Source organism: Chryseobacterium jejuense (assembly GCF_900100075.1).
GTDB lineage: Bacteria > Bacteroidota > Bacteroidia > Flavobacteriales > Weeksellaceae > Chryseobacterium > Chryseobacterium jejuense.
The window spans coordinates 24,105-40,877 of the sequence record NZ_FNEG01000005.1 but is presented as its reverse complement, the minus strand read 5'-3'; the positions used below and the strand labels follow the sequence as shown (position 1 = coordinate 40,877).

The 16,773-nt window shown below is 34.3% G+C and carries 16 protein-coding genes and 1 riboswitch; of the genes, 5 read left to right on the top strand and 11 right to left on the bottom strand.

The features are described from left to right. Window positions 1-6 precede the first annotated feature (6 nt). Genes BLS98_RS15330 through BLS98_RS15320 form a run of 3 tightly spaced genes read right to left on the bottom strand, consistent with a single transcriptional unit; the run spans window position 7 to window position 1,433 of the window. The gene (locus tag BLS98_RS15330; protein ID WP_089737395.1) at window positions 7-267 is read right to left on the bottom strand and encodes a hypothetical protein; all 261 of its coding nucleotides are present in this window, start codon (window positions 265-267) and stop codon (window positions 7-9) included. A 38-nt stretch (window positions 268-305) separates the two neighbouring features. Continuing rightward, window positions 306-878 (bottom strand): Crp/Fnr family transcriptional regulator, encoded by a 573-nt coding sequence (locus BLS98_RS15325; RefSeq protein WP_089737394.1) that lies wholly within the window; start codon window positions 876-878, stop codon window positions 306-308. A gap of 9 nt (window positions 879-887) precedes the next feature. After that, window positions 888-1,433: a hypothetical protein gene (locus BLS98_RS15320; protein ID WP_139166136.1), complete on the bottom strand. Its 546-nt coding sequence runs from the start codon at window positions 1,431-1,433 to the stop codon at window positions 888-890. A 132-nt stretch (window positions 1,434-1,565) separates the two neighbouring features. On the opposite strand from BLS98_RS15320, the gene BLS98_RS15315 reads away from it, so the two are divergent. Then, on the top strand, window positions 1,566-2,906 hold the full coding sequence (locus tag BLS98_RS15315; protein ID WP_089737392.1) for a M28 family metallopeptidase: 1,341 nt from the start codon (window positions 1,566-1,568) through the stop codon (window positions 2,904-2,906). 69 nt (window positions 2,907-2,975) lie between these two features. On the opposite strand, the gene BLS98_RS15310 is transcribed toward BLS98_RS15315, so the two are convergent. From BLS98_RS15310 to BLS98_RS15300, 3 genes are read right to left on the bottom strand one after another with little or no spacing between them, the layout of a single operon-like run. Continuing rightward, window positions 2,976-3,512: a GNAT family N-acetyltransferase gene (locus tag BLS98_RS15310; RefSeq protein ID WP_089737391.1), complete on the bottom strand. Its 537-nt coding sequence runs from the start codon at window positions 3,510-3,512 to the stop codon at window positions 2,976-2,978. A gap of 10 nt (window positions 3,513-3,522) precedes the next feature. Continuing rightward, complete coding sequence (locus tag BLS98_RS15305) at window positions 3,523-3,915, bottom strand: VOC family protein (protein WP_089737390.1); 393 nt, start codon at window positions 3,913-3,915, stop codon at window positions 3,523-3,525. A gap of 40 nt (window positions 3,916-3,955) precedes the next feature. Further along, window positions 3,956-4,741 carry a hypothetical protein gene (locus tag BLS98_RS15300; RefSeq protein WP_089737389.1) on the bottom strand — a complete coding sequence of 262 codons (786 nt, stop codon included), beginning with the start codon at window positions 4,739-4,741 and terminating at the stop codon, window positions 3,956-3,958. A gap of 103 nt (window positions 4,742-4,844) precedes the next feature. Here BLS98_RS15300 and pafA point away from each other — a divergent pair, with 103 nt between their 5' ends. Further along, on the top strand, window positions 4,845-6,491 hold the full coding sequence (pafA, locus tag BLS98_RS15295; protein ID WP_089737388.1) for an alkaline phosphatase PafA: 1,647 nt from the start codon (window positions 4,845-4,847) through the stop codon (window positions 6,489-6,491). Between the two features lie 60 nt (window positions 6,492-6,551). On the opposite strand, the gene BLS98_RS15290 is transcribed toward pafA, so the two are convergent. Both BLS98_RS15290 and BLS98_RS15285 read right to left on the bottom strand, forming a co-directional pair. Further along, on the bottom strand, window positions 6,552-7,682 hold the full coding sequence (locus BLS98_RS15290; protein ID WP_089737387.1) for a tetratricopeptide repeat protein: 1,131 nt from the start codon (window positions 7,680-7,682) through the stop codon (window positions 6,552-6,554). Next, window positions 7,679-9,283: a helix-turn-helix domain-containing protein gene (locus BLS98_RS15285; RefSeq protein ID WP_089737386.1), complete on the bottom strand. Its 1,605-nt coding sequence runs from the start codon at window positions 9,281-9,283 to the stop codon at window positions 7,679-7,681. The genes BLS98_RS15290 and BLS98_RS15285 overlap by 4 nt, the downstream gene beginning before the upstream one ends. A 185-nt stretch (window positions 9,284-9,468) precedes the next feature. Between BLS98_RS15285 and BLS98_RS15280 the strand changes: the two genes are divergently transcribed. From BLS98_RS15280 to BLS98_RS15270, 3 genes are all read left to right on the top strand, one after another. Then, window positions 9,469-10,788: a T9SS type A sorting domain-containing protein gene (locus BLS98_RS15280; RefSeq protein ID WP_089737385.1), complete on the top strand. Its 1,320-nt coding sequence runs from the start codon at window positions 9,469-9,471 to the stop codon at window positions 10,786-10,788. Between the two features lie 180 nt (window positions 10,789-10,968). Then, window positions 10,969-11,145, top strand: a riboswitch (cobalamin riboswitch). A 34-nt stretch (window positions 11,146-11,179) separates the two neighbouring features. Continuing rightward, window positions 11,180-13,015: a TonB-dependent receptor plug domain-containing protein gene (locus BLS98_RS15275; RefSeq protein ID WP_089737384.1), complete on the top strand. Its 1,836-nt coding sequence runs from the start codon at window positions 11,180-11,182 to the stop codon at window positions 13,013-13,015. A gap of 5 nt (window positions 13,016-13,020) precedes the next feature. Further along, entirely contained in the window at window positions 13,021-14,067 is a 1,047-nt protein-coding gene (locus BLS98_RS15270) for a DUF5074 domain-containing protein (RefSeq protein WP_089737383.1), read from the top strand. A 168-nt stretch (window positions 14,068-14,235) separates the two neighbouring features. Here BLS98_RS15270 and BLS98_RS15265 read toward each other — a convergent pair whose 3' ends face one another. From BLS98_RS15265 to BLS98_RS15255, 3 genes are all read right to left on the bottom strand, one after another. After that, window positions 14,236-15,657 carry a CCA tRNA nucleotidyltransferase gene (locus tag BLS98_RS15265; protein WP_089737382.1) on the bottom strand — a complete coding sequence of 474 codons (1,422 nt, stop codon included), beginning with the start codon at window positions 15,655-15,657 and terminating at the stop codon, window positions 14,236-14,238. Between the two features lie 37 nt (window positions 15,658-15,694). Continuing rightward, window positions 15,695-16,039, bottom strand: a complete 345-nt coding sequence (locus BLS98_RS15260; RefSeq protein ID WP_089737381.1) for a nuclear transport factor 2 family protein — start codon at window positions 16,037-16,039, stop codon at window positions 15,695-15,697. 110 nt (window positions 16,040-16,149) lie between these two features. Beyond that, window positions 16,150-16,698: an L-threonylcarbamoyladenylate synthase gene (locus tag BLS98_RS15255; protein ID WP_089737380.1), complete on the bottom strand. Its 549-nt coding sequence runs from the start codon at window positions 16,696-16,698 to the stop codon at window positions 16,150-16,152. Window positions 16,699-16,773 lie beyond the last annotated feature (75 nt).

Here is a 16,773-nt window from a genome sequence, read left to right as displayed (position 1 = left end):
AAGGTATTAGTCTTCTTCTTTAAAATCTTCCATCATCAAATTATGATATCCATTGTATTCAGTTTTTTCTTTATCTGTAAAAGCATCAAGTTCCAATGTCAGATTTTTGGCTTCTAAAGTAGAAATTTGTTGATTATGTTGGGTAAATGCAAAACATCCTAGAAAGGAAATTCCGCTGTCCTTTAATTCTCTTATTTTATCACTCAGTTCTTTTTTCTTCAGAGGTTTCGAGGTGAGAGCTATTTCTTTTATTTCATTGATATTCATGGTGGTTATTGGTGTTTTTTTAGAGCAAAATCATTCTGTTACTGAGAAATTCTCCGTTTCCTGATCCTGCTTAAAGTTTCCCTTGCTACTCCCAGAAATGATGCCAGTTGAGTAAGAGGAATACGTTGCAGCATTTCAGGGTGTTTTTTTTCAAGATATTCCAGTCTTTCCTGAGCGGAATATAGTTTGAAGAGATTAGAAAACTCTTCCTGCTTAGAAGCAAACTGACGAATACAGTGTCGTCCCAGTGATTCTATTTCGATGTGTTGTTCTGCAATTTTGAATAGTTTTTCTTTATCAAAAATTACAACATGCAATTCTTCACAGGCAGCCATATTAAATTCCGAAGGCTTCTCGCTTCCAAAACTGCTGATATGGGTAGCAATTTCATTTTCAAAGAAGAAGTCTGTGTTTTTTATTACGCCGTCTATTTCATAGTAAGATTTACAATATCCTTTATCAATGTAAAATAAAGATTTACATACTTCACCTTCTCTTAGGATCAATTCATTCTTTTTGTACTGCTTTTCAGTGAGAGCAGGTTGAAGTAAATTCCAGCTTTCATCTGAAAATGAGGTAAGAGAACGGATGTAGGTAAGAAGGTTTTCCATGTGAAATGTTTATCCTTTTTTAGTTCTGGGAATTTTTAAAAGAAGTATAGCAGCCCATGTTTGAAGAATGAGTTGTAAAACATTTACTATTGCTAGAATAGGATCTGTACTTAAGTGTGCTATTATTGTAGGTATTCCAAGGATGCCGATGGCAAAAAGAAAGAGGAATAGATATTTGAACATTACATTTCCCTTTCCTATCATATATCCGGTTCCAAAAACAAAAGCAATGACCGCTACAGAAATGAAGATTGCCAAGCCTGAATTTAACTGTTCTGATGTCCAGATTAAACCGGCAATTCCCATAGCTCCAGATAAGTAGATAAGATTGGAAGCTTTTGTATGATTGGGGTGTATTATGGTTTCGCTTTTACCAGTTGTAGAAATAAGGGAACTAATGTGATTCTGTTCTTCAGTTGTAAATGTTCTTCCTCTTGACTGTAATATTTCATAAGCATATTGTATAGCTTGAGGAACGAATTTACTGTTAGGTTGTATGTATTGCTCAAGTTCCCGGTCAGACATTTTTTCCAAAACATTTTTCTTAGTATTCATCTGCTGTAAGGTTATTTTTTTACGAAAATAGTGAAATTTTAATTTAAAGATTTTGTAGATAAAGTCTATTGTCTTTTTTGTAATTTCATCCAATCAAAATAAACTGCAAAAAGATTAATTGACAGATCCATTATGAGAAAAATACTCTTCACTTTGTTCTTTATTCCTGTTATATTCAATGCTCAGCAAACGGTTGCTCAGGATCCTGAAATCATCAATTATGTTTCACAGGTAAGTACAGATTCATTGAAAAGCCATATTAACTCCCTGGTAAGTTTTGGAACGAGACATACCATGAGTTCTACTACAGATCCTAAGAGAGGAATAGGAGCTGCCAGAAAATGGGTATTGAAAAAGTTCAATGACTATGCTAAAAATGCAGGGGGAAGAATGGAGGTTTTTTTGCAGAATCAAACCATTCAGCCGGATGGAAAAAGAATTGACCGACCCACCAATTTAGGAAATGCTATTGTCATTATCCATGGAACAAATCCCAATGATAAAAGATTGTTTATGATGAGCGGCCATCTGGATTCTAGAGTAAGCGATGTGATGAACAACAAAGATAATGCACCGGGAGCCAATGATGATGGAAGTGGAGTGGCAGCACTGATAGAAAGCGCAAGAATATTAAGCAAATCTAAATTTCCTGCAAGTATTGTATTGGTAGCTTTTTCCGGAGAAGAACAAGGATTGTTAGGCTCCAAAATGCTAGCTGAGAAAGCTGCCAATGAAGGCTGGCAACTGGAAGCATTGCTGAATAATGACATGATCTCCAATAATCTCAGTAGTGATACTCATTTAACCAATACCCATCAATTGAGAGTCTTTTCCGAAGGTCTTCCTCAATATGAACTGGATAAAAAAGCTCAGGATATCAGAAAATTTGGATTAGAAAATGATGGAGAACCAAGACAGCTGGCAAGATATATTAAGGAAATAGGCGAACGGTATGTTGATCATCTACAGGTTAAATTAATCTATAGAAATGACCGGTTTCTTAGAGGTGGTGATCATACTCCATTTGTTGAAAAAGGATTTTCTGCTGTACGATTGACGGAATTCAACGAAAACTTCAACCACCAGCATCAGGATATCAGAAAAGAGAATGGAGTACAATACGGAGATCTGCCGGAATTTATGGATTTTGACTATTTTAAAAAGAATGTAGGAGTGAATATTGCAGTTCTTGCCAACCTCGCAAAATCACCTTCAAAACCTGAGAATGTAAAAATAGAAGTCAGCAAGCTTACCAATTTTACAGATCTCTCCTGGGAAAAACCCAAATCAGGAGAAATAACAGGGTATTATATTCTAATGCGGGAAACTGACGCTTCTGTGTGGCAGAAAAAAATATTTACCAAAGAAAATACAATCAAGCTGCCTTATTCTAAAGACAATTATTTCTTTGCTGTACAGGCGATTAACGCTTCCGGGAATGAAAGCCTGATTGTTTTACCCAAAATCAAATAAAAGAAATTTAAACATCAATAGAAGCGGGCTATTATCTGAGCGTTGTAGAAGGAAGCCCGCTTTTATCATTTATTCAATATCCAATGTCATAAAAAGGGCAATTTCTTCAGAATGATCATACAATCTCGTATTCACTCCGGTGATATTGAATCCCATTCTTCTGTAAAACTGTATGGCAGGATAGTTCGTGTTTTGGGTTTCAAGTTCAATAACCCGGCAGTTCAGCTTTCTGGCCTCTTTGATAGCATTTTTAATCAGCATAATTCCCAATCCCAGTCTTCTGTATTTTTCATTAACGAGAATATTTTCAATGTAGAAACTGTTGTTCCAGGTTCTGTGTTCACAGATGATCCAGCCCTGAAGTTCGCCATCTGCAAAAGCTCCGAAAGAAGCCTCTTTTTCAATAATTGTATTAAGTTCATTAATATCATCGGAATCGGTTTCCCAGACTTTAGTATAGGAAAGTTTTTTTTCTCTCAGAGTAAATTCAAAAGAACCACCGAATTCTATTGCAGAAACAGAGTAGATTATATCTGTTGAATACCCGTTATGACCCCAGTTTAAACTATGATTGGAAGTTAGCTGTTGTAGTTTTTTTATTTCCACGGAAGAATTTTTATTGAATTTCAGTACAAATCTCTACTAAATAATTATCAGGATCTTTGATGTAAGCCGTTTTTTGTCCCCAAGGTTTTACGGTAATATCTTCATATAGAATTGCTCCGTTTTTTACTGCTTTTTCCACTAAGGTTTCTACATCGTCTGTCACAAAACCAAGCTCAATTCCGAAAGGTTTTTCCTCTGCTTTTGAAAGAAGAAATCCTTTTTTAATATTGGAACCGGCTAATTCAACAGAAGCAAAAGACAACGTAGTTTCTCCTGTAATCAGTTCCCCATAATCTTTTTCAGGGGTGATGAATTTGATTTCAGTATTGAAAGTGTTTTTATAGAAATTCATTGCTGATTCTACATCTTCTACATACAGAATGACATATTTAAATTTAATCATAACTATTATATTTAGAGGCGTTTTTTGAATTAAACTTGTTTTATTTTTTACTTAAAATATATTCTTCATCTATCATCAGCTCAACATTAGGACCATTTTGAGGATAATATTTTAAACCCTCAAGATGACCGAAATGAAGCGGGTATTTTTGAGTAAGCTGTCTCACTTTATCTCCAAACGAATTAAGATTGACTGTTTGAATTGAATCTTTTTTCTGGTGACCATTCGTAAAGAAAAGCATCAGATTACAATGGCTTCGGAAATCATGATCTTTATAATAAAATACGTTGAGGTTTTCTTCCTGGCAGATCCTTACTAAGTCACTAATGAAAATTTTTTTATCACATAAAGGCAGGTTACAATCAATTCTTATGGAAAGATTTTCAGCATTGTTTTTTTTGAAATCTGAACCTACAATCTGTAGAAAACGATGTTCATTATTTCCAAAATGATTTCCTTCGGGATGATAGGTTTTGGTAGAAAGTGATTTGAATGGAATACTGAAATCTAGTATGCTGGCATTTTCCCGAATCAATAATTCTTCTATTTCAAGAGCACACTGAAAATGAAAATCAAAAAGCATATGGCTTCCAATACTGATGATGAGTTGATTTCCGTTGATATTAAGATGTAAAAAAGCTTCTTTAAACCGGGTTTTAAGCTCTTCTAATTTTCCAATAAAATCCTCTGTGCTATCAACCTGAATTCTTGCTATCAATTCAGCTTCATTATCTGCATGTCCTCCATTTCCTTCGAAAAACTTAAAAAACCTGAAATGGTATAGACCTTCAGGAAATTTAAAGTACCAGTAGACTCCTAAAATCATGATGAATATTGTTGAGAATTGAATAAAGATCAAATTTAAATAAAAATTCACGTTCTAAAACATTCAAAACCCCTAAATTTGTGATCAATAAAATTTTACTTGGATGCTTAGGAACATTTCAATTGCGGCAGCTACTTTCTTGTCCGTAGTTACAATCAATGCGCAGAAGAACAGAAATTCTCAACTGGAAAGACCCAAATTGGTAGTTGGTCTGGTAGTAGACCAGATGCGTTGGGATTATTTATACCGTTTTTACAACAAATATGGAAATGACGGTTTCAAAAGACTTTTGAATACAGGATATTCTTTAAATAACGTACACATTCCTTATGTTCCTACCATTACAGCTTTGGGACATACTTGTATCTATACAGGATCGGTACCTGCCATTCACGGGATTGCCGGAAACGACTGGACAGATAAGGAAACGGGTAAAGGAGTGTATTGTACTGCGGATGACAGCGTTCAGCCGGTAGGAACAACCAATACCAAAACAGGAAGCCACTCTCCGAAAAATCTTTGGTCTACAACAGTAACGGATGAATTGAGACTGGCAACCAATTTCCAAGGGAAAGTAATCGGAGTTTCTTTAAAAGACAGAGCTTCTATTCTTCCTGCAGGTCACACACCAAACGGAGCTTTCTGGTTTGACGACAGTACTGGGAACTTTATCACAAGTACTTGGTATATGAATGATCTTCCTCAGTGGGTAAAATCATTCAACTCTCAGAATTTACCTGAGAAATTGGTAGCTAACGGTTGGAATACTTTACTTCCGATCAATCAGTATACAGAAAGTGCACCAGACAATTCTCCTTGGGAAGGATTATTAGGAAGTGCAAAAACACCTACATTCCCTTATAATGATCTTGCGAAAGATTATCAGACAAAAAAAGACAATATCCGTTATACACCTTTTGGAAATACGCTGACATTAAAGCTGGCTGAAGCTTCTGTGGAAGGTGAAAAATTGGGTGGAGATAATATTACAGACTTCTTAGCAATCAATTTGGCCTCTACGGATTATGCAGGACATAAATTTGGCCCGAACTCTATTGAAGTTGAAGACGTTTATATCAGATTAGATCAGGATTTAGCACAATTCTTCAGTTACCTGGATTCAAAAGTTGGAAAAGGAGAGTATACTGTTTTCCTTTCTGCTGACCACGGTGGGGCACATTCTGTAGGATTCTTAAAAGAACATAAGATCCCGACAGGTTTCTTTGGAGAGGGCGCTGAAAAGAACCTTAACCAAAAACTGAAAGATAAATTCGGAGCTGATAAATTAATCAATGCGATTGATAACTACCAGATTTACTTCGACAGAAAAGTATTGGCAGACAGCAAACTTGAGTTGGATGATGTAAGAAACTTCGCTGTTAAGGAGCTGGAAAAAGATCCTACTGTTTTATATGCGGTTTCTGTAGACAGAGTTGCAGAAGCAAGTATTCTGGAGCCAATTAAACAAAGAATTATCAATGGAATCAACAGACAGAGAAGTGGTGATATTCAATTGATCTCTCACGATTCTATGCTTCCACCATATTCTAAAACAGGAACCACACACAGTGTATGGAATTCTTATGACTCACACATTCCATTGATCTTTATGGGTTGGGGAGTTCAACACGGAGAAAGCAACAAGGCTTATCATATGACTGATATTGCTCCTACTGTTTCTTCATTACTGAAAATCCAGTTTCCAAGTGGAAATGTTGGAAATCCAATCACTGAAGTTATGGGTAAATAAGCTGAATAACATATATAAAAAAACATTCCATTCCGGAATGTTTTTTTTATTGTATACAAGTTATGAAGTTCTAATAACCTGTTGGATTTCTTTTTGAAACGTCTTATTCTGTTTTCTTATTTTTAAAATACAATACGACAAAACAATAATAAGAATCCCAGCGATGGCAAAGGACAAAATCTGCATATAATGATACTGAGATTTTAGTTTTTGGCTTTTTATGGAGGTGTCTTTATTGTGATTATCAATAACCTGATTAATGGAGGTTAATTCATTCTGCTTTCTTTTAAAACTCATTTCAAGATACTTCTTATGGTACAACTGATATAAACTCTGTTGTCTTATAGCGAGATAATTATCTGCCATTTCCTTGTAAATACCTTCATTTAGAATAATATCCCCTGTATTTTTACTAAGATTTTCAGCCTTTATTAACAAATTCAGGGCAGTCTGATTCTCGTGTTTCTGTTTGTGTACTTCAGACATTCCCTTTAATGCAAACGCCTCCAGACTCTTGGCATGATTTCTTTTAGCATAGATTATAGATTGCAAAAATGCTTGTTCTGCGTTGTCAATCTGGTTCAGATTAAGATAGCAATAGCCAATATTGTAATATACCACACTCATATTGGAGTAGGTAGTTTTCTTGGAAGGAACCTTTTCAAAATTATCTATTGAAATTAAAAACTTTTTCAGAGCAATTTCAGAGTTAGACTGGCTTTTATAGACCATTCCCTTGATGGCATTGCTTGTTGCGGTTTCTATATATTTTTCAGTAGTTTTTTCAGGAATTCTGGCTAAATATTGATCAGCTTCATTAAGGGTTTCAAGACTTTTGCTGAACAATTCCATCTGCTGATATTGGATGGCAACAGAAACAAGAACACTTACCTGACTTTTGGGATCATTAATTTTTTGTGAAAGCTCTTTAGCTTTTAAAATGTATTTTAAAGACTCATCAAAATTCCTTTTGGCAATATTGGAGGTAGAAAGCAACATATAAATCTTAATAGAAGTTTTAAGGTCATTGTCTTTTTTTAATAATTGTTCTCCAATGCGAATGGCTTTATCAGGATTGTCATAGATTTCCTGTTTAGCTTTCTTTATCAGGTCTGTATCCGAAGTATTCTGACCATTTATAAAAATAAAGGACAAAAAGAGAAATGATACTATTTTCAATGTTAATTTCATGGAGCTTTACTTTTACTGATTTCCTGTATATAAGCATTGGGTGACATTCCGGTTACAGATTTGAAAACAGTTGTAAATGAGCTGTGAGAAGAAAAACCGGAATATTCTGCCAGATAGCTCACTTTATAATTAAGAAACGTAGGGTTATTTCTCAATAATTGAGCAATATGATTGATTCTTAATTTATTAATATAACCGTTGAAATTTTTTTCCTTATTGTTATTGATAACCTCTGAAAGATATTTGGTATTAACCTCCATTTGAGAAGAAAGTAGGGAAAGTGACATATTTTTATTCAGATATCGTTCAGATTGCTCAAATTCCTCAAGTTTTTGAAGGATTTCTTCTTCCTTTTCTTTGGAGATTTTATTAGAGTTTTTCTCTGTATCAGAAGTTTTTTTTGTTAAAACAGTTGTGGGAGATACCACTTGTTTTTGCTGGCTGCTCTGCTTTTCAAAAAAATAAAATTGCTTTTTTAAGTCTTTATTTCTGTTTTTAATGATTAAAAAATAGATGAATAAGCTGATGATGATCACAGATAAAATAAAGGTGGAAGACCAGATGGATTTTAAATAAGTCTGTTTTTGAAATTCAATATTTTTATTTTGATTGGTTTCTACCAGTTTTACGATATAGCGTATTCCTTCTTTTGTATTTAAAGTTGTTTTGGTTTTTAAGTCATTGTAATATGTATTGTACTGATGGTATTTGAGATCATTATGGAGAGCAAAATATGTTCGGGATAATGATTCATAAATTTTAATTTTTAAATTGTTGAAAGGAAGGTTTTCTACCAATGACAATCCCAGTTCCAATTTCTTGGCTGAGGTTTTATAATCTTGTGTTAAAAAATAATACCGTGAAAGATTTTCATAAGCTAAACCGAGAAGAAATGGTTGGTTTTCTTGTTGTTCAAGGTCAGAAATTACACTTTCTATGAGTTTTTTATACTCAATGAGTTTATGTTGCTTCATCAAATAAGACGATCGGAAAATCTTGTTTTCCATTTTTAAAATTTTATTCTCTTCATTCTTGTTATTGATGTACTGATCGCTTTTGTCAAGGTTTTTTAAAGCATTTGTGTAATCTCTGTTGATTCCTAGATTCAGAGCCTGTAGTTGATAGAGTTTTGCCGTAGTTATTCTTAATTTGGGGTCATTGCTTTTGAGAAGTTTTTGATCCGATAAGAGATGGGCAATAATCTTTTTAGACTGATTATAAAGCTCCAAATTCTGATATTGATCAGCAAGATTGTAATCTCCAAAAACCTGCATGAAATAAGATAGATCTTGATTGGGGTCTTCCTTTTGAGAAAAAATATTCACAGACTGCATATAATCTCCCTTCATGGCAAAAGCTTGTGAGATAATATTCTGTAGGACAATCTTATGTTCAATATTCTGATCACTTACGAGAATTCCCTGAGTGTAACTAATGCAGTCATCAGAATTTTGATACAGCTTTTGAAATGCCTTGTCAGCTATAATATTAAAATCAGGACCGGATTGTCCATTGATAATAATAGAAAATAAGATGAATGTCAGCAGTAAAATTCTTCCATTATTTTCAAACATTGTTATGAATAATAATTGGTTTTTCATGTTTTTTTTACTGATCCTTCTGAAATCTGTCTTCAAAATAGATTTTATTTAAATTATTGATTATTAGGTTTTTAAAATTTTAAATGTTTCAAAATTCACGAATTGTGAAAGCCTATTTCTTTTGTTTGGGTAAATATAATATTAATATTGTTTCTGTTAATTTAAAATACTAAATATAATAATATATGAGAAATTTTTACAAAATGTCAATGAAAGTGTTGTTGGTTTGTTTCTTTTTGAATTTTTGGGTAGCGGATGCCCAGCTTACCGTAATGGGATATGGGAATTATAATGTAGGAGCAGTTTCTGATAAAGCGGTGGTAAGTATGCATACCACTGCCGGCGGAATATATATGTGGACGGCCAACAGTGGACTTGTACAAATTGGAAGCATATCAAACGGATATCCGGCCGCGGGAAGAACCATTGTGTCTAATGATGGAATGACGATTGCATCTTCCATAACCAATACAGCAACAGGATTTAACGAAGTTTCAACGTACAATGTGTCTTCATCTACTTGGGTAAACAGAGGCGGGCTTGTTCCCACTGGTTGGGATGGCAGTGTGAGTTCTGCATGGGGAATGTCTCCCAATGGAAATACCATTGTAGGACTTGGATGGCTTACTGCAGCAAATGCCCATGCTGTGAAATGGGATGAAACCAATGGAATGGTAGACCTTGGAAGTATGGTTACAGGACGTAGCTCAAGAGCCAACGCTATAAGCTCTACGGGAGATGTAGTTGTAGGATGGCAGGATGAACCCACAGGAACAAGAAGTGGTGCAAAATGGGTAGATGGTGTGGAAAGTTTCATCACAGATAATAACGGCAATAATGTAGGGGAAGCGGGAGCTGTTTCTGCAGATGGAAATACTATAATTGGGGCTGCAAATCCTAATCCTTATGTATGGAAAGCAGGAACCGGAGTTACTTATATCACACATCCTAATGCTTCATTCTCTTTCAAAGGAGGAGCAACCGGAGTTTCAGGGGATGGAACGAAGGTCATTGGATTTTACCGTGCATTTGGAGCACCACCCATGTCGGGGGAAGGTTTTATCTGGACTGAAGCCAATGGACGGGTTAATCTTAATGATTATGCAACAAGTTTAGGAATTAATACCAATGGAGTGATAATGGGACTTCCGTTGGCTATCTCTCAGGATGGAAGTAAGATTGCAGGAATGGGAGTCAATGCTTCCGGTCAGATGGTCGCTTTTTATCTGGATCTTACAGGAGCTTTATCTGTAAGTGATGTTGAGAAAAATAAAAATAAAAATACAATTGGTGTTTATCCTAATCCGGTAACTGATATTCTGTATTTTAAAGGAGTAGAAAAGATTGAAAAAGCAGAAGTGTATAATATGGTTGGGCAAAAAGTGAAATCACTTACCTCTGTAGAAGGTCAGCTTGATGTATCATCTTTATCTAAAGGAAATTATATACTGCAACTTTCAGAAAAAGGAGAAAAAGTACAGAGTCATAAATTCATCAAGAAGTAGAAATTAGCAAATTTTAATAATAGTTATACCATGAATGGCTGTTTTCAATATTGAGAACAGCCATTTTCTAAGTACTGAGGTGAAAGATTGAGTTGGTAAGTTTATACTTCACTATTTTCATCCTTAGGTTTCCTAGTTCCTGTTATAAAATTCATTTTTTGCCTAATACATTTAAAAAACTATCTTTGCAAAAATTTTGGTTTCCAGTATATTGGAATGAAAAGGGAATTGGGTGAAACTCCCAAACTGTCCCCGCAACTGTAAATCGCAATAAAAATTTCTGTACACAGCCACTGTATCAAACGGGAAGGCGCAGAAAGCGAAAGTCAGGAGACCTGCCAGAACAATAATCAAATAAAACATATTGCTTTCGGAGGAAAAGTAGAAGGATATGGATATAAAAAGATCTCTAGTACTGTTTTTGTCATCTTATGGCTGCTTTCTTTTCGGACAGGAGAAAGCTGTTGATACTATCTATATTTTCGACAGCCAGATGAACAAGGTGAAGCAGTTTCACCCTATAAAAGTAATTAATACTGAAGATGTTCAAAAAAATTCCGGTAATCTTTCAGAGCTGCTAAGGTTTCAATCAAACCTTTATATTAAAGAAAATGGTCGTGGTGCTGTTTCTTCACCTTCTTTTAGAGGAACATCAGCTCAACAGACAGCTTTTGTCTGGAATGGAATTAACATTAACTCAAATTTTTTAGGTCAGGGAGATATCAACAATATTGCATTGTTCGGATATGATCAAATTGGAATAAAAGCTGGCGGGGGAAGTGTTACTTATGGTTCCGGAGCTATTGGTGGGAGCATTCATCTTAATAATAACCTTGATTTTAATAAAGGTTTTCACGGATCCTTGTTTTCAGAAGTAGCATCTTTTGATACCTATAATAATTTTATTAAAGGCTCTTATAGTAATGATAAATTTAGCTTTAAAGCTTCTGCAAACTATGCTGTAAGTGCGAATGATTATGAAGTGCCGGAATTTGTAGTGGGCAGTACTTCATTTAAGAATATCAATGGAAGGTATTACAATACAACCTTTAATATTGGAGCAGCTTATAAAATTACAAAAGACCAAACGATTTCATGGCAAAACCAGGTATTTGATGCTTCACAACATTATGTAATTTATGAGGAAAACGGAAACAGAACAAAATATAAAGCCAACACTTTACGAAGCCTAATATCCTGGGATATCAATAAAACTAATTTTTCCAATAGTCTAAAAGCGGCTTATACAGAAGATAATTACCGATATTTTTCGGATATTAATTCACTTAAGTGGAGTGGAGCCGAAGGAAAGAATTATATCTTTAAAAACGATTTTAATTATTTCATAACCCCGAAGATTAATATTAATGCTATTGGAGAGTTTCAGGTCAATAAAGCTGAAGGCTACGACATTGGAAGTGTCAGCCGAAATATAGGTTCTTTAGCTGGAATGATAAGGTATTTTGTTTCTAAGGATTTACGTTTTGAAGCCGGAATAAAGAAAGACTTTGTAGAAGACATTTCATCTCCGGTTCTGTATTCTTTTTCAGGAAAATGGAATGCTTTGAAATGGTATCATATGGGAGGCAGTTTTTCAAAAAACTTCAGGTATCCTACCTTTAATGATCTTTATTGGAAGCCTGGAGGAAACTTGAGTTTACGCCCTGAGACCTCTTTTAATATCGATATGGATCATGAGTTTAATTTTGACGATTTTAAAATTATTCTTAGCCCATATTATATGGATATTAAAGATTATATTAGCTGGCTTCCTACTTCCTACGGATATTGGGCTCCTATTAACACCTATAAATCTGAGTTTTATGGAATAGAATCACAGGTTACCTGGAATAAAAGTTTTGGAAGGCACAATCTGAAGATTAATGCAGCCTATACTTATTCCAAATCTATGAATAAAGATACTCAGAAACAGATGATGTATGTTCCTTTACATAAAGCTACCGGCTCTATAGATTATAAATTTAATTTTCTTAAGGTATATGCTCAGGGGCTTATGAATGGGCTTACTTATACTACAGCAGATGAGAAAAGATCTGTGGCACTAGAACCTTATTTTATTTTAAATGCAGGAATTTCTGCAGATTTTTTAAAAAAATATACACTGGGCTTTAAAGTGAATAATCTTACAGATACTGTGTATCAGACAGTATTTGATTATCCCATGCCGAAAAGGAATTATAGTATTTACGGAACAATTAATTTTTAAATAATATGAAACTTAACAAATTTTTACATCTTTTTTTTGCTTTTGTGCTTCTTTTAGGTGTTGCATCATGTAGTACAGATAGTAATGATGAGTTACAACCTAGAATTGATTATGGAAATGGATTTCTGATTGCAAACGAAGGAAAGTATGGAACTCCAAATGCAGAAGTAACTTTTGTTACCCCAGATTTAAGCCTTAAGCAGGATAATATTTTTTCATTTAATAATGGAGGGAAATTAGGTGATGTTTTGCAGATGATTGCCTTCAATAATAACAATGCGTATTTATTATTAAATAACTCAAATAGAATTCAGATTGTAAACCGTTACAACTTTAAAGCAACTGGCGAAATTACAAAAGAACTTAATACACCCCGTTACATGGCATTTGCAAACAATAATATTTATGTAACGAATGATAAATATATGGGGGATAAGTTTGTAAGTATTTACAAAGTTTCGGATAATTCTTTTATCAAAAAAATTCCTTTTACGGAAGCTGTTGAAAGAGTGGTAGAAGCTGGAAATAATATTTTTGTGCAGAATGCTTCATTTGGATATGGAAATAAGATTACCCTTATTAATACAACAACTAATGAAATTAATAAAACAATTTCATTACCTAATGGAAATATCAATAAAATCATTTCAAATAACCAGAATGTTTATGCTATAGCAGCTGGAACTACGGATTCTTATATCTATCAGATCTCAAGTACCGGTGATGTTGTAAAAACAACTACTCTAACAGGAATTACGGATGCTAAAAATCTTGAGATTTCAAATGGTAAATTCTATTTCAGTTCAGATAAAAGTGTGTATGCTATGGATATCAAGTTAGGAGTAGTACCTACTTCACCATTATTTACTGTGGCTAGTAGCTCTGAACCTTATTCTGATCTTTATGGATTTAGTGTGGTAAAGGATCTGATCTTTACTTCTGATGCAAACGGATTTAAGCAGGATAGTAAGATTGTTGTTTATAATACCTCGGGAGCTATTATTAAAACTTTCTCTGCTGGTATAGCTTCTAATTCAGTATACTGGAACTAAAAATATATTGCGCTTCGGCGTATATAATATAATTTTTTATTTTTTCATCATTTGTGTTTTTTTCCGGGCGGGCTCTTAGAGCTCGCCCGGCTTTGGTATATACTTCGTTGGATCATAAAAAAAGCTGGATATTTTTATCCAGCTTTAAATATTTTTATTGAGTGAAAATTAGTTCACTTTCAATCCCAGCTTTTCGGCTTCAGCAATGACAAATTGTGTTGCTTCTTCTTTTTCATTAGCGATTTCACCTTCAAGGATCGCTTCTTTTACCTTTTCTTTTAAAATACCGATTTCACGGCCTGGCTGAAGATTAAACATGGTCATGATCTCTTCCCCGGTAATAGGAGGCTGAAAGTTTCTTACCTGATCCTTTTCCTCTACCTCTTTGATTTTCACCGCTACATATTCAAAGTTTTTCTTGAATTTTTCCTGCTTTTTAGAATTCTTAGTGGTGATATCTGCTTTACAAAGGGTAAAAAGTTCTTCAAGATTTTCTCCGGCATCAAATAAAAGCCTTCTTAAGGCAGAATCTGAAGCATCATCTGTAATCAGGGCAATAGGTCTGGAAGAAAGCTTTACCATCTTCTGAACATACTTCATATCGCTTCCCAATGGCAGTTTCAATCTCTGGAACAATGTTTTTGTCATTTTGGATCCTAGGAACTCGTGACCATGAAACGTCCATCCTGTGCCTTCTACAAATTTTTTCGTAGGTGCTTTTCCAATATCGTGAAGCAGTGCAGCCCAACGCAACCAAAGGTTATCAGTATTGATGGAAATATTATCTACTACTTCAAGAGTGTGGTAGAAGTTATCTTTGTGAGTTTGTCCTTCTACTTCTTCAACTCCTTTCAGTTCGATCAATTCTGGAATAATAAGCTTTAAAAGGCCTGTTTGTTCCATTAATTTCAAGCCAACAGAAGGTTTTTCAGATAACATGATCTTATTGAATTCCACCATGATTCTTTCCATAGAAACAATCTTGATTCTTTCCGCTTCTTGTTTAATAGCTTCTAAAGAATTTTCTTCAATAGTAAAATGTAGAGTAGAAGCAAATCGTACAGCTCTCATCATTCTCAATGGATCATCAGAATAGGTTTGAGCAGGCTCTAGCGGAGTTCTTAAAATCTCTTTTTCTAAATCTTCAATTCCGTTAAAAGGATCAATAAGTTCCCCGAAATTATCTTTATTCAGAGAAATAGCCATTGCGTTGATTGTAAAATCTCTTCTTTTCTGATCGTCTTCCAATGTTCCGCCTTCTACTTCAGGTTTTCGGCTGTTTTCCGTATAGCTTTCCTTTCTAGCTCCTACAAATTCCAGCTCAAGATCTTTATATTTTATCATGGCTGTTCCATAGGTTTTGAATACAGAAACCTTTAATTTAGGATCAATATCCAGGGCTACATTCTGAGCCAGTTCAATACCGCTCTGTTCTGTTACAAAGTCGATATCTGTGGAAGCTTTTCTCTTCATCAGAAGATCACGAACATATCCACCAACAATGTATACAGATTGGTTATTTCTTTCCGCAGCTTCAGAAATTATTTTAAAAAGTTTTAAATTCTTATTTTGAGTAAGATTAATTTTCATCGTTTATAATAGCGTCAATTTCTACCAATGTCGATCATTAGTCATAATGAGCGTACATTCTACTTATTTTTCCTTCTTCATTGAAAAACATCACTTCTACAGCGTGTTTGTCCATGATAGACTTATAAAACAATGCTACAGAATCTACTCCTGCTGTGGAGTGAATCAGATCAAAATGCAGATCCGGAAATTTATCCAGTGCTTTTTTCCAGTATTCACGAACGGCTTCTTTTCCTTTTAAAGAACTTTCCTTTCCTCCGGTAGCCATAACAATCATAGGAGTGGTTATCTCAATATCATCAGAATAGTGGGTGAGGATATCCTCTAAATCATGAGAGTTCCAGGTATTTACCCATATTTGTGCAAATTCATGATGATTCATAGCATGTATTTTACGAGTTGGATTTTGCAAAGATAGAATTAAAAAAAAGAAATCCTGCCGATATATACAGACAAGACTCTAAAAAAATAAATAGGATAATACTGGATTTTTTATTCTCTAAGAACTTTTATCCTGTTATCACCCCATATTTTAATAACGGAAGATCCTGAGTATTTTGAAACTTTATCTCTGTCTTCTTCCACAGCATAATCCACAAGACTGATGATTTCCGAAGAAATATCCGAAAATTTCAACGGACTTTTATCACCACTGAAATTAGCAGAAGTAGAAACCAAAGGCTTATTCAGCTTAGTGATAAGCTTCTTACAAAAATCATTTTTTACCAATCTGATTCCGATGCTGCCATCTTCCGCAAGCAATTCTTTAGGTAAACCTTTTGGGTTTTCATAAACAATGGTTACGGGTTTTTCACTTAAATCAATAATTTCCCAAGCCATTTCAGGGACGTCCACCAGATCCTGAAGTCTTTTTTCAGACTCTACCAGAATAATCATGGATTTGTTTTTCTCACGTTTTTTGATGTCAAAAATCTTATTGACAGCTTCTATATTGGTAGCATCACAACCAATTCCCCAAATGGTATCTGTAGGGTAAAGAATAGTTCCGCCGGATTTTAATATTTCAATAATAGGTTCCATATTTTATGTACATTCAAAACAATGGATAAAGGTAGAGAATCTATGAATTTTGAACAAAAATTTGAGGATAAAAAG

What these genes read in the sequence shown, in the direction of transcription:
- BLS98_RS15330 (WP_089737395.1), bottom strand. Translation starts at nt 267, where the DNA reads ATGAATATCAATGAAATAAAAGAAATAGCTCTCACCTCGAAACCTCTG.
- BLS98_RS15325 (WP_089737394.1), bottom strand. Translation starts at nt 878, where the DNA reads ATGGAAAACCTTCTTACCTACATCCGTTCTCTTACCTCATTTTCAGAT.
- BLS98_RS15320 (WP_139166136.1), bottom strand. Translation starts at nt 1,433, where the DNA reads ATGAATACTAAGAAAAATGTTTTGGAAAAAATGTCTGACCGGGAACTT.
- BLS98_RS15315 (WP_089737392.1), top strand. Translation starts at nt 1,566, where the DNA reads ATGAGAAAAATACTCTTCACTTTGTTCTTTATTCCTGTTATATTCAAT.
- BLS98_RS15305 (WP_089737390.1), bottom strand. Translation starts at nt 3,915, where the DNA reads ATGATTAAATTTAAATATGTCATTCTGTATGTAGAAGATGTAGAATCA.
- BLS98_RS15300 (WP_089737389.1), bottom strand. Translation starts at nt 4,741, where the DNA reads ATGATTTTAGGAGTCTACTGGTACTTTAAATTTCCTGAAGGTCTATAC.
- pafA (WP_089737388.1), top strand. Translation starts at nt 4,845, where the DNA reads ATGCTTAGGAACATTTCAATTGCGGCAGCTACTTTCTTGTCCGTAGTT.
- BLS98_RS15290 (WP_089737387.1), bottom strand. Translation starts at nt 7,682, where the DNA reads ATGAAATTAACATTGAAAATAGTATCATTTCTCTTTTTGTCCTTTATT.
- BLS98_RS15285 (WP_089737386.1), bottom strand. Translation starts at nt 9,283, where the DNA reads ATGAAAAACCAATTATTATTCATAACAATGTTTGAAAATAATGGAAGA.
- BLS98_RS15280 (WP_089737385.1), top strand. Translation starts at nt 9,469, where the DNA reads ATGAGAAATTTTTACAAAATGTCAATGAAAGTGTTGTTGGTTTGTTTC.
- BLS98_RS15275 (WP_089737384.1), top strand. Translation starts at nt 11,180, where the DNA reads ATGGATATAAAAAGATCTCTAGTACTGTTTTTGTCATCTTATGGCTGC.
- BLS98_RS15270 (WP_089737383.1), top strand. Translation starts at nt 13,021, where the DNA reads ATGAAACTTAACAAATTTTTACATCTTTTTTTTGCTTTTGTGCTTCTT.
- BLS98_RS15265 (WP_089737382.1), bottom strand. Translation starts at nt 15,657, where the DNA reads ATGAAAATTAATCTTACTCAAAATAAGAATTTAAAACTTTTTAAAATA.
- BLS98_RS15260 (WP_089737381.1), bottom strand. Translation starts at nt 16,039, where the DNA reads ATGAATCATCATGAATTTGCACAAATATGGGTAAATACCTGGAACTCT.
- BLS98_RS15255 (WP_089737380.1), bottom strand. Translation starts at nt 16,698, where the DNA reads ATGGAACCTATTATTGAAATATTAAAATCCGGCGGAACTATTCTTTAC.